The sequence below is a fragment of the Kitasatospora sp. NPDC059803 genome, from assembly GCF_042732255.1.
Taxonomy (GTDB): domain Bacteria; phylum Actinomycetota; class Actinomycetes; order Streptomycetales; family Streptomycetaceae; genus Kitasatospora.
In genome coordinates, this window is sequence record NZ_JBHWIJ010000206.1 from 1 (window position 1) to 11899 (window position 11899).

The following is an 11899-nucleotide window of genomic DNA, read 5'->3' on the forward strand; positions in this document are numbered from 1 at the left end:
CGGGGCCCCCCCCCCCCCCCTCCCGCCCCCGGCCGCCCAACGGCGGGGTGCGCCGGGGCGGCACCACCCGGCCGATCGTCGTGCGCCGGGGGAGGCGGGGGCGCCGGGGCGCCGGGGGTGCGGCGGTTACCGAGGTGAGCGGCCGGCCCCGGAGGCGAGCTCCTTGGCCGCCTCGGTGAGGTCCTTCGCGGTGTCGATGGCGCGCCAGTACACGCCCTGCGGCAGCTGGTAGCCCGCCAGTCGCTTGCTGCGCGCCAGCTGCGGGAACGTGGTGCGCTCGTGGTCGCCCACGTCCGGCAGCAGCTCGGCGAACTCCGGGCTGAACACGTACAGCCCGGCGTTGATCAGGAACGGCGAGGGCGGCGCCTCGATGAAGTCCAGCACGTTGCCGAACTGGTCGGTCTCCACCGCCCCCCACGGGATGCGCGGCCGGGCCAGCGCGAGCGTCGCGACGGCGTCCCGCTCGTGGTGGAAGGCGGCCATGTCGCGCAGGCTGAACCGGGTCCAGATGTCGCCGTTGGTGGCGTACCAGGGCTCGTCCGGGCGGGGCAGCGCCTTGGCCGCGTACTTGAGGCCGCCGCCGCGCCCGAGCGGCTCCTCCTCGACCACCGTGCGCACGCGCAGCGGCAGGTCCGCCTTGTCGAGCCACTCCTCCAGTACGGCGGCCAGGTGCCCGCAGGAGACCACCGCGTCGGTGACGCCCTCGGAGGCCAGCCAGGCCAGCTGGTGGCCGAGGATCGGCGTGCCCGTCCCGGGGATCTCGACCAGCGGCTTCGGGCGGTCGTCCGTGTAGGGCCGCAGCCGCGAGCCCTGGCCGCCGGCCAGGATCACGGCCTGGGTGACGGGCGTCGTGGTCGGCCGGGACGGGTGGGTCGGCGGGGACGCGGGATCGGCGGCGGGGCCGGAGTCAGCGGTCATGCCTGAACAATAGGACGCCCACCGGGGCCGGGAGCCCGAGCCCGCGGGCGTCGTCGGCCCGCGGCCGTCGGGCCGGCCTGCGGGTCAGCTGCCGGGTCAGCCGGCGATGCCCGCCGCGAACGACCCGTCGCAGACCGGGCGGGCGAAGGACCGGGCCCGCTGGACGTCGCCCTGGTACTTGCGCACCGCCGCCTTGCCCAGCTCGCCGGCGAGCGAGGTGCAGTACGGCGTCAGCGACGGCTGCTCGCGCATCGAGCGCTCCAGCAGGTCCAGCGCGGCGGACGGGTTCTTCGCCCGCAGCTCGTCCAGCAGCGCCACCCGCAGCGACTCCTGCGGGGCGAGCCCGTCCGGGGACGTGCCCGCGGTGGCGGAACGCCCGATCCCGGCGCCGTCACCACTGGACGCCGCCACGACCTGCTGGTCGAGGTTGGTCGGCGGGGCCCATGGCACCCGGGTCACGGCGAGGGTGCCGGTGGTCACCAGGAGGACCGGCAGGGTCAGGGCGACGGTCTGGCCGATACGGCGTACAAGCTGCTTCACCCTCAGGAGAGTAGCGGTGGGTACGGGTCGGATCGCCCTCCGTGACACCATCGAGTGACACCGTGTCCGGGTTCGTCCCCACACCGTGTTGACGTGGGGGTGTACGGACGGAGCCCGCCGGACCAGGAATGGTCCGACGGGCTCCGTCGTGCCGGCTTTCCCCGCCGGTCGACCGACCGGCAGGGCGCGCCGTGCTCAGCTGCTCAGGCGGGCACCCGAGCTGGTCGAGAACACGTGGGTCTCGTTGGCGATCGGCACGACGTGGATCGTCTCGCCGCGGGCCGGGATCTGCCGGCCGTGCACCCGGACGACCAGCTCCTTGTCCTCGCCGCCGATCTTGGTGGTGCCGTACACGAAGCCGTCGGAGCCGAGCTCCTCGACGACGTTCACCGTCACCGCGACACCCTCGATGCCGCCCGCCGGGACGATCTCGAAGTGCTCCGGGCGGATGCCGACCGTCACCGACTTGTCGGTGCCGGCGCCGGCCAGGTCGTCGCGCGAGACGTTGACCACCGAGCCGCCGAACTTCACACCGCCGTCCACCAGCGGCACCTCGACCAGGTTCATCGCGGGCGAGCCGATGAAGCCGGCCACGAACAGGTTGGAGGGCCGGTCGTACATGTTGCGCGGGGTGTCGACCTGCTGGAGCACGCCGCCCTTGAGCACCGCGACCCGGTCGCCCATGGTGAGCGCCTCGGTCTGGTCGTGGGTGACGTACACCGTCGTGATGCCCAGGCGGCGCTGGAGGCCGGCGATCTGGGTACGGGTCGAGACACGCAGCTTCGCGTCCAGGTTCGACAGCGGCTCGTCCATCAGGAAGACCTGCGGCTGGCGCACGATCGCGCGGCCCATCGCGACACGCTGCCGCTGACCACCCGACAGCGCCTTCGGCTTGCGGTCCAGGTACTCCGTCAGGTCGAGGATCTTCGCGGCCTCCTCGACCTTGGTGCGGATCTCCGTCTTGTTCACGCCGGCGATCTTGAGCGCGAAGCCCATGTTCTCGGCGACGGTCATGTGCGGGTACAGCGCGTAGTTCTGGAACACCATGGCGATGTCCCGGTCCTTCGGCGGCAGGTGCGTGACGTCCCGGTCACCGATCCGGATGGAGCCGCTGTTGACGTCCTCCAGACCGGCCAGCATGCGCAGGCTGGTCGACTTGCCGCAGCCCGAGGGGCCGACCAGCACGAGGAACTCGCCATCCGCGATCTCCAGGTCCAGCGCGTCCACCGAGGGCTTGTCCGCCCCGGGGTAGACGCGGGTCGCCTGCTCGTACGTGACAGAAGCCATGATTGTTCTCTCCTTCACCGGCAGGAACGTGCCGGACGATCCGAGTAAAGGGGCGTTCGTTCGTCTCCGTCAGCCCGCCCAGTGGTCTGAACCACCTCACGAACCGACTCCGGGCGACGCTACCTGCGCCTCCGCCGCTTGTCAGCCCCCAGCCCGCCCGATTTCGGCATCGGTTCCATCACGCCCACCCCACCCCGCCAACCCCCGGATATCCCCCCACCCCACCTACCGGGCCCGGTAGACTGCCCCCGGTGCCGCCGTGATCCCTCGCGGACGGTCACCGTGCCTCCTTAGCTCAGCTGGCCAGAGCACCGCTCTTGTAAAGCGGGGGTCGTCGGTTCGAACCCGACAGGGGGCTCGCGTAGGAAGCGATGCGACCGGCGCCCGAAGGGCCAGCTCACCGGAGTGATCCGGAGGAGCTGGCCCTTCGTCGTTGCCGGGGCGTGCCGCGGGCCGGCGGGTGGTGCGTGGCGGTTGGTCAGCCGGGTTCGGGTGCGGATTCGGCCGGTTCGCCGGATTCACCGGATTCGGTGGATTCGTTCGAGTCGTCGGACTCCTCCGATTCCTCCGATTCCTCGGATTCGTTCGGCGGGCCGGAAAGGGCGGTCTCGCCGCTTTTCCGCCAGGTCGCCGTCACCTTCAGGCTGGCCTTTCCGTCGACTCCCGTCACCGCGCTCACGAGGACTCCCGTCTTGACGGAGAGCTCGATTCCGAATTCGAGCGTGAACTCGTCGGGGGCGGCCGCCCGCAGGCCGGACCGCACGTTGCCGACCACGGTCTGGAGCGTGCCCGCCAGGTCGTCCAGCTGGTAGCTGGGGCGGCGCAGCGCGACGTCCCTGGGGCCGCGCTGCTCCTCGATGCGGGCCCAGAATGTCCCCTCGGGCGTCACTACTTGGACAAGCTCCGACATTTCTCCTCCAAGGGGTGCCGTTGCCGGGGTCGAATTGCCGGAAAACCGGTGGCCGGCCCGGGTCGTGGGCCTATCCTTCTTCTTCGCGAGGGGAACTGTATCGGGCGCCGAAGGGTGGCAGGCCATGGATATGGGACAGCGGGCGGCGGGTACCGAACACATCTACCTCTCCGATGTGGAGCCGCACGCGGCGGCGCCGATCGACCGGGCCTCGGACCTGCGGTCACGGGTCCTGCTGCACGTCCTCTTCGCCGACACCCTGCTGATCGGCGACTCGCAGGGCCTCAACAACAGGTACTTCCGGGCGCTCGTCGACGCCGAGGAGGCGCGGAAGGTCCGCTGGTCCCCGGGGACGGCGGCGCTCTCGGACTTCGGCGCTCTCCTGGAGGCCGGCCGGCTGCGGGTCGCGCTGCGGGCGGGCGGGACCCTGCACCGGATCAGCGACGGCCACCGGGCCGAGGGCGTGGAGAACGCGCCCGACGTCCCCTACGTGGAGCGGCTGACCGAGGTGTCGTCCGCGCACACGGAGCCGTACGACGGGTCGGCCGTCGCCGCCGCGTTCAAGTCCGGTGTCCTGGCGCGGATCGAGGCCGCCGAGCGGGACTTCGCCGGGAGCGCGCGGGAGGCCCTCGAAGCCGCGCGCGCCTGGGTCGCCGAGCAGGATCCGCTGCTCTACAAGCAACTCCGGGACTGGCTGGCCGCCTACCGGAGCGCGCGCCCCGGGGGCAGCGCCGAACTCGTCCTCGTGCTCCAGTCGGTGGACGACTGGGCCGGTGAGTCCTACCGGCGGGCGCTGCCGCAGGCCCTGGGCGTCGGCATGGCCGGCCCGCGCGACGGCGAGGGCACCATCCCGGTCTTCCGGAGCCGGCGACTCGTCGAGTACGCGGGGTTCCCGGCGGTGCTGCTCGACAACCTGCTGCTGTCCCAACTCCCGGTGGAGGTGGTGTTCGAGGCGATCGAGCAGCCCTCCCGGGTGGCCCTGGTGGCGGAGTTGGGGCGGCTGCGCCGGGGGATCCAGCCGGACACGGCGGTGCTGCGTTCCGCGGTCGACGAGTTCAGCTCGTGGACGCTGGAGGCGTTCGAGCGCACCTTCCGCCGCGTCGGGGGCCTGGCGTGGGAGCACCTGCGGGGCGAGGTCCGGCTGATGCGCTTCGGGCTGGACGAGGACCCGGTCGCGGGTCGGCTGGGGGCCGGCCTGGAGGTGGTCTCCCCGGCGGCCGACGGCGTTCGCGACCTGTCGCTCCACGTGGTGAACGGCCCGGGTGCGGCTGTCCCGGATCCGCAGCGCCGGGCACAGCCGCGGCCGTTGCGCGAGCTCGACCCCTTCGAGCGGGTGGTCACCCTCTGACGGCCGCCGTCTGCGGGTCGGGGTGGGCCTGGAGGAGGGCGAAGGCGGCCAGGGTGACGCCGCAGGTGATCCGGCCCTGCCGCAGCCAGCGTGCCATCAGGTCGGGGGAGACCCAGACCGGGTCGGTCACCGATTCCATGGCCTCCGGCCGGGCGGTGGCGGTGCCTCCGGGGAGCACGGTGGCGCGGCAGACGTGGATGCCGTTCTCGATCAGGCCGGTGTCCGCGTGGATCAGGCCGAGGCTCTCCACGGTGGAGGCGATGAGGCCGGTCTCCTCCCTGAGCTCGCGCGCGGCGGCCTCCTCCGGGGGTTCGCCGGGCTCGCAGCCGCCGCGCGGGAACTCCAGCGAGGCGGCGCCGACCGGGTAGCGGTAGGAGGGCACCAGCGCGATGCCGTCGGGGCCGGTCGCCACCACGACGACGCCGGTCTGCGACCACTGCCACCGGAGGTAGTTGCCGGCCGTGCCGCCCGGGGCGACGACCTCGTCGTTGTAGAGCCGGCCGAAGCGGTTCCCGAAGACCTCGACGGCCTGGCGGCGTCGGATCGGTGCGGGCGAGGCGAGGTCCTGAGAGTCCGTGGGCATCATGCTCCTACCTGCCGTCGTAGGGCCGCAGGTGGCGGCGGCCTCACTTGCCATGATTGCCCATGGTCGCCAGCTGCTCCACCCAGTGTGCGCGCTCGTCGGTGAACTCCGTTATCTCCGAGGAGAGTTGGACCAGCATTCGGAGCGAGGACCGTTGCGCGGCGAGCCGTTGCCGGTCGCCGGGCGGAAGGGCGGCCCGCAGCTGTGCGGCCTCCCGCAGCGCGCGGTACGCCTCGTCGTCCCGTCCGGCCCGGACGAGGCCGATCGCCTGCCGGTGCAACGCCTCCGGGAGCCTGGCCAGGTAGCGGCCGGGCTGCTGGTCGGCCAGCTCGCGCAGCAGCGCGAGCGCCCGGTAGCCGGCCGTCACCGCCTCGACGGGCCGGCCGGCCAGTTGCCCGCACCGGGCGAGGAGTTGGAGGCAGGTCAGCAGGGTGTCGTCCTGCCGGGACCCCGGTTCGGCCTCCTCGCACAGCTCGACGCCGTGCGCGGCCGCGTCGAGGGCCGCGCTCACCTGGCCGTCCTCCATCCGCACCAGGGCCAGGGTGCTCAGCGCCGTCGCGGTGTCCAGGAGGTACGTCTGGCGCAGGGTGTCGTCCCCGTCCGCCCCGGCGAGGAGTTCCTCGTAGCGGGCGACGGCCGACCTGGCGTGTTCGAGCGCCGGTTCGGTCCGGTGGGCGCGGTGCAGTAGGAGGCTCACGTTGTGGAGCGCCCTCGCGTACTCGGGGAGGTGGCGGCCGGTCTGCCGGACGAGGTCCCGGCTGAGGCGGACGGCCTGCTGGGCGGCGGTCAGCGCCGAGTCGCCGTCGCCGGGGCGGACGCCGTCCGCGGCGAATACGCGAGGGGTGGGTACGCGAGGGGTGAGTCCGTCCGCGGCGAGTAAGTCCGGGGCCAGTCCGTCCGCGCCGAGTCCGTTCGGGGTCAGTCCGTCCGCACCGGGTACGCCCGGGGCGGTCTCGTCGAGCCGGAGGCTGTAGCTGATGAGGCGGCGCAGCCTGCGCAGCTGGTCCTCCTCGCCGAATTCGGGGTCCGGCTGGTCCAACAGGCGCTTCAGGACCAGCGCCGCCACCGGCGACATGCTGGAGGGGTAGCCGGGCAGCCGGCTCTCGACGGCGGTGAGGACGTCCGGTTCGCACGCCTGCACGGCGGGCAGCATGAGGGCCGCCAGCGGTTCGGCGTGCGGCAGTACGGCGCCGTTGACGGCCAGGGCCGGCAGGAGCGCGTCGGGCCGCTCGGCGATGCTCCGGGCCAGTGCGGCGTCCAGGGCCGGGTGGGCGGGGTGGTCCACGACCCGCCCCACCCCGGTGCAGCCGCGGGCGCGGGCGAGGATCTCCACGGTCTCGGTGGCCGCCGCGATCCGCTCCTGCGGCGAGGCGGGGTGCGGCGGGTCCAGCAGGGCGAGCAGGTACTCCTCGGAGCGTCCCGAACTCTCCGGCGTACTCAGCACCCGGCGGACCAGGATCTCGCCGATCCGGCTCGGGCCGACGGGGGCGACCAGGCCGTCCTCGGCCGGGTAGAGCATGCGCAGGAGGGCGTTGACGACGTTCATGTTGAGGGGCGGCTGGTGGGGGAAGGCCTCGGCCCGGACCCGTTCCAGCAGGGCGATCAGCCGGTCCGAGCGCCGTCCGGGGGCGAGGACCGGGACGAGGAGGAGCCCTTCCGCCAGGAGCCGGCCGGCCTCGCCGGCCAGGGCCGGCTCCGCGGGCAGCCACGCCGTGAGCTGCGCGTGCCAGACCCGGACCTCGTGGTCGCAGAGCCGTTCCAGCGGATCGCCGTGCCCGGACCAACTGCTTCCCCGGGCGAGGGTGAGGACGGCGTCCAGCGCGAGTGCCAGCACGCCGAGCAGCGAGTCCTCCCGCCCGGCGCGCGACGGAAGGCTCCTCGGTACGGGCAGGCGGTCGTGGCCGAGTCGTCGGGCGAAGACCTCGAAGGCCGAGACGACCAGCGCGGCGGGCGAGGCGTCACCGGCGGAAGCAGCGGAAGGGACGGAGGGGATCGTCCTGGGGAGTTCCACGACGCTGGCGTCGGCCAGCGCCCAGTCGTCGACGCCGCTCTGCAGCGCCCGCCAGAAGGGCTCGGCCGTGCGGGCGAGCAGCAGGAGGCGCAGCCGGGGCTGCTCGGGTCCGAACCGGGAGACGTGCTCCACCAGGGTGCGGATGTCCTCCAGCCGGGCCTGGGCGTAGTCGAAGACGGCGAGGACCGCCAGACCGTCGTCGAGGGCGGTGGTCAGCTCGTCCAGCCACCCCGGTCCCGCGAGGCTGCTGCGCTGCACGAAGCCCGCGAGCCAGCCGTCCTCGGCCATCAGCCGGCACAGCTCGGCGGCGAGCCTGGTCTTGCCGGAGCCGCCGGGCGCGTGGAGCAGGCGCAGCAGCAGCGGGGTCTCGTCGGCGCACCAGGCCCGCAGTTCGGCGAGTTCCGGGCGGTCCACGAAGGGCATCGCGCCCTGCGTCAGCAGCTGGGCGGGGGTCGGCCGGGGCGTCTGGCGGGGGCGGTGGTGCCCGTACGCCCCGAAGAGCCGGACCTGGCGCCCGGCCCGGTCCATCGCCAGGTCGTACCAGGCCGTGCCGGGCCGGTGGCCCAGTCCGTTGCGCCGGGCCAGTTCGGGGAAGCAGGTCCGCACCGCGTCGACGGGGACCATCCAGCCGCCCAGGACGGCCGTCTCGTCGCGGGAGGTCTTGAGCACTCCGCACACCCGTCCGGTGGCGGGGTCGAGTACGAGGCTGCCGCTGAACCCCTGGACGACCTGGTCGCTCTTGAGCCGGACGAAGTGGCCCGCTTCGCCGGAGCGGCCGACGACGGAGAGGTACAGGGTGTCCCGGTGGGTGCCGGCGTCCAGGGTCGCGTCGCTGAATCCGTGGACGATCACGTCCGAGCCGCCGGGGGGCACCTGATCGGCGAGCCAGACGCCCGCGGTGTCCAGCGGTTCGGGGAGGCGGAGAACCGCGAGGTCCGGGTACGCGTAGATGCCGCCGTCCGGGTCCTGCCGCGGTTCCCGGGCCACCACCTCGGCCCGGAGCGTGCGCCCGTGCACCGTCACTGCCGGGTGCGGGTCGGAGCGGACGACGTGGGCGCAGGTCAGCACGGTGTCGGGGGCGACCAGGAAGCCGGTGCCGGAGCTCTCCGCGGTCTCGATCAGTACCGCCTGTTCCGTGGCGAGTCGGCTGACGGCCTCCCGGCGCCGCCGGGTCTCGTTGTCGGGGATCACGCGGGGTCCCTTCGATCGGGGGTGCCAGGGTGTCGTGCCCGGCCGTCGGAATCCAGTGTCGGAGTTGCACCGGGGCGTAGTTGACGCAGGGTCCAGCCGTGGGCGCCGGGGGTCAAGGGGGCGGTGTGGGCGGTGAGGAGTTCGGCGGCGCGGCGGTAGGAGAGGCGGGCGCGGCCGGTGTGGGGGCAGCGGTCGGAGGCGGGGGTGCCGGCGGGGGCGCGGCGGTCGGTGAGGAAGAGCGGGCCGGTGGTGCGGCCGGCGACGAGGAGGGGGAGCAGTCGGGCGGTGCCGCTCTGCCAGTGGACGGGGGTGCGGCCGGGCCGGTGGAGGGTGCGGTGCCGGGGCAGGTCGAGGTGGTCGGTGTCGAGGGCGAGGACGGTGTCGATGGCGGCGCCGGACTCGTGGAGCAGGTGCCAGAGCGACTGTTCGCGCAGGGGCGCGCGGAGGGCGAAGAGGGCGCGCAGGTCGTCGGGGGTCAGGGGAGCGACGGTCGGTCCGGGCCGCGGGTCGGGGTGCAGGTCGGTGGTGGGGTCGTCGTCGAGCCAGTGCTGGGCCCGCCACCAGGCCACGGCGGCGCGCAGGGTGGAGAGTTCGCGGTTGAGCGTGCGCGGGTCGGTGTCGGCGCGGCGGCGGTCGGCGGCGGTGCGCAGGCGGCGGGCGGCGTCCGGGTGGTCGAGCAGGGCGAGCGGGAGGACGGGCGGCCGGGCGCGCCGCCGTTCGGGGCCGGTGGGGGCGGGGCGGCCGGCGAGGGCCCAGGCCCAGGTGTTCAGGGCGATCCGGTAGATCCGCCGGGAGCCTTCGGCGAGCCCGGAGGCGGCCAGGTAGCGCTCGACGGCGACGGCGTACTCGACCGGGGGGAGCTCTGCCATGTCGGGGCTTCTTCCGCAGTAAATCAACTCGGTCCGGACTCCTGAAGGCTACCCATGAAGCGCAGTAAATCGCAGGTGAACAGCCGTTTCTGAGGCCGTTTACTGCGGCGGTCGGCGGGGCGCGAAATATTGAGGCCAAAAGACTCAACTTTTCCCCGGAAACCCTTGAACGCCGTTCCCGTCCGGGGGCAGACTGCCGCCCATGGCAGTGGATGCGGAACGGATCCCGGCCCGCCGCCGGCGGCTGGGAGACCGGCTCGCCGTGCTGGGCGAGCGCGATTTCGCGTGGTTCTTCGTCGGCTACTCGACCTCCCTCCTCGGCTCCTCGATGGCGCCGGTGGCGGTGGCCTTCGCGGTGCTCGACGGCGGCGGCGGCGGAACCGACCTGGGGTGGGTGATGGCGGCCCGGATCCTGCCGGTGGTGCTGGTGCTGCTGGCCGGCGGGGTGATCGCGGACCGGTTCGGCAGCCGCCGGGTGATGCTGGGTTCGGACGTCCTGCGCGGGCTCGTCCAGGCGGTGTTCGCCGCGCTGCTGACGGCCGGGCGGGCGCCGGTCTGGGCGATGGTCGCGCTGGTGGCGGTGTGGGGGATCGGGGAGGGGCTGTTCCTGCCGGCCCTCGGAGCGATCGTGCCCGGCCTGGTGCGCCGGAAGGAGCTCCTGGCCGACGCGAACACCCTGCTGGGGCTGGCCCGTTCGGTGGCCACGGTGGCCGGGCCCGCGACGGCCGGCCTGGTGACGGCGACGCAGGGACCGGCGGCGGTCCTGCTGGCCGACGCGGTGACGTACGGCGTCGGCGCGTTCGCCCTGGCCAGGCTCCGGCTGCCCGACCGCGCGGCGAACGCGGCCGGCGGCGAGCAGTCGATGCTCGCCGAACTGCGGGCCGGCTGGTCGGAGTTCGCCTCCCGGCCGTGGTTCTGGATCACCACCGTCCAGATGGGCCTGTTCAACCTGCTGGTCTGGGCGCCGTTCCTGGTGCTCGGCCCGCTCACCGCGCAGCGGGACCTCGGCGGCGCCCGGGCCTGGGGCCTGGTGATGGGGGTGTACGGCGTCGGTGCGGTGCTGGGCGGGCTGGTGATGCTCGGGCGCCGGCCCGAGCGGCCGCTCGCGGTGGCCACCGTGGCCACGCTGGCCTGGGCGCTGCCCTCCGCCGCGCTCGCGGCCGGTGCGCCGTTGCCGTGGGTGGTGGCGGGCGCGCTGGTGGCGGGGGTCGGCTCGGCGGTCAGCGGGACGCTGGTCAGCACGACGATGCAGAGCTGGGTGCCGCCGGAGGTGCTCGGCCGGGTCAACTCCTTCGGGGCGCTCGGCGCGTTCGTGCTGGGGCCGCTCGGGCTGGCGGCGGCCGGACCGGCGGCGGACCGGATCGGCGTGGACAAGGTGCTGCTGCTCGGTGCGGTCTGGCAACTCGTGGCCGGTACGGTGGTGTTGGCGGTGCCGGCGGTTCGGAACCGCCGCTGGGAAGGGAGCCGGCACGGCGAGGACGGGCACCTCGGCGAGGACGGGCGCCACGGCGAGGGCGGGCGCCACGGCGAGGACGGGCGCCACGGCGACCGGGAAAGCGCGCCCTGACCCGTGCTGGTCCGACCTTTCCAGGATCCGCCGACCACCCGCCCCCGAACGGCTCCGGGGCGCACCCCCGGCCCCGGTGCGGCCCACCGCGTACCGTACCCGGCCGGCCCCGGAGGCCACCACCCGCCCCGGGGCCCCCACCCGCTAACCATACGCCGCCGCCCCCGGCGCGCTCCGCCGCCCCGGCCCCCCCCCCCCCCCCCCCGCGGGCGGGCGCCGCGGCCGGACCGGTCGTACCGTGGAGGGAGCGGGGGTGGACGGAGGAGGTTTGACCATGCCCGGTTCGCTCACCATCAGCCACCACGAGTCCGCGGCCACCCTGGACCGCACGGACGCCGAGCGGCTCGCCACCGTACTGGCGGAGCTGGCGTACCTGCTGGAGATCCCGGGGCCGAACCGGATCAACGACGCGCAGCTCACCCTGCTGTGCGAGGGCCGGGCGCCGGACCGCGCCGAGCTGTCGCACTGGTCCCGGGCGCTCGCGGCCGAGCTGAAGGGGCGGCGCTGACGGCCCGCTGCCCGCCGCAGCCGACGGCCCCGGTGCCCGCCGACGCCGGAGGCGCGGGGGCGGGCGGGCGCGGGGGGGCCCCCGCCGGGGGGGGGCCACCCCCGGGGCTCGCCGGCCCCCAACGGCCCCGCGCCCCCCGACCGCGACTCGGCGGATGTCGTTCATGG

General features: G+C 74.3%; 10 protein-coding genes and 1 tRNA gene. 4 read left to right on the top strand and 7 right to left on the bottom strand.

All coding sequences use genetic code 11. The features are described from left to right. Positions 1 to 126: 126 nt before the first annotated feature. The 3 genes from ACFV6I_RS27380 to ACFV6I_RS27390 form a co-directional block, all read right to left on the bottom strand. Positions 127 to 918 carry a nucleotidyltransferase family protein gene (locus ACFV6I_RS27380; protein WP_063348800.1) on the bottom strand — a complete coding sequence of 264 codons (792 nt, stop codon included), beginning with the start codon at positions 916 to 918 and terminating at the stop codon, positions 127 to 129. A 96-nt stretch (positions 919 to 1014) separates the two neighbouring features. Then, positions 1015 to 1458: a hypothetical protein gene (locus ACFV6I_RS27385; protein WP_063348801.1), complete on the bottom strand. Its 444-nt coding sequence runs from the start codon at positions 1456 to 1458 to the stop codon at positions 1015 to 1017. A gap of 195 nt (positions 1459 to 1653) precedes the next feature. Then, a complete protein-coding gene (locus ACFV6I_RS27390) occupies positions 1654 to 2745 on the bottom strand; it encodes an ABC transporter ATP-binding protein (protein WP_063348802.1) in 1092 nt (363 codons plus the stop codon). A 284-nt stretch (positions 2746 to 3029) separates the two neighbouring features. On the opposite strand from ACFV6I_RS27390, the gene ACFV6I_RS27395 reads away from it, so the two are divergent. Beyond that, a tRNA-Thr gene (locus ACFV6I_RS27395) sits at positions 3030 to 3103 on the top strand. Positions 3104 to 3223: 120 nt separating this feature from the next. Here ACFV6I_RS27395 and ACFV6I_RS27400 read toward each other — a convergent pair. Continuing rightward, positions 3224 to 3655 carry a CU044_2847 family protein gene (locus tag ACFV6I_RS27400; protein WP_380428209.1) on the bottom strand — a complete coding sequence of 144 codons (432 nt, stop codon included), beginning with the start codon at positions 3653 to 3655 and terminating at the stop codon, positions 3224 to 3226. Positions 3656 to 3779: 124 nt separating this feature from the next. Between ACFV6I_RS27400 and ACFV6I_RS27405 the strand changes: the two genes are divergently transcribed. Then, entirely contained in the window at positions 3780 to 5003 is a 1224-nt protein-coding gene (locus ACFV6I_RS27405; protein WP_380428211.1) for a hypothetical protein, read from the top strand. Here the strand turns inward: ACFV6I_RS27405 and ACFV6I_RS27410 are convergent. From ACFV6I_RS27410 to ACFV6I_RS27420, 3 genes are read right to left on the bottom strand one after another with little or no spacing between them, the layout of a single operon-like run. Continuing rightward, positions 4993 to 5589, bottom strand: coding sequence for an NUDIX hydrolase (locus ACFV6I_RS27410; protein ID WP_380428213.1), 597 nt, complete (start codon positions 5587 to 5589; stop codon positions 4993 to 4995). The genes ACFV6I_RS27405 and ACFV6I_RS27410 overlap by 11 nt on opposite strands. 40 nt (positions 5590 to 5629) lie before the next feature. Continuing rightward, on the bottom strand, positions 5630 to 8788 hold the full coding sequence (locus ACFV6I_RS27415; RefSeq protein ID WP_380428215.1) for a trypsin-like peptidase domain-containing protein: 3159 nt from the start codon (positions 8786 to 8788) through the stop codon (positions 5630 to 5632). Further along, positions 8785 to 9657: a hypothetical protein gene (locus tag ACFV6I_RS27420; protein WP_380428217.1), complete on the bottom strand. Its 873-nt coding sequence runs from the start codon at positions 9655 to 9657 to the stop codon at positions 8785 to 8787. Before ACFV6I_RS27420 ends, ACFV6I_RS27415 begins: the two co-directional genes overlap by 4 nt. A 202-nt stretch (positions 9658 to 9859) precedes the next feature. Between ACFV6I_RS27420 and ACFV6I_RS27425 the strand changes: the two genes are divergently transcribed. Further along, positions 9860 to 11224, top strand: a complete 1365-nt coding sequence (locus ACFV6I_RS27425) for an MFS transporter (RefSeq protein WP_380428219.1) — start codon at positions 9860 to 9862, stop codon at positions 11222 to 11224. A 274-nt stretch (positions 11225 to 11498) separates the two neighbouring features. Next, positions 11499 to 11732, top strand: a complete 234-nt coding sequence (locus ACFV6I_RS27430; RefSeq protein ID WP_063348809.1) for a hypothetical protein — start codon at positions 11499 to 11501, stop codon at positions 11730 to 11732. The last annotated feature ends 167 nt before the right edge of the window (positions 11733 to 11899 follow it).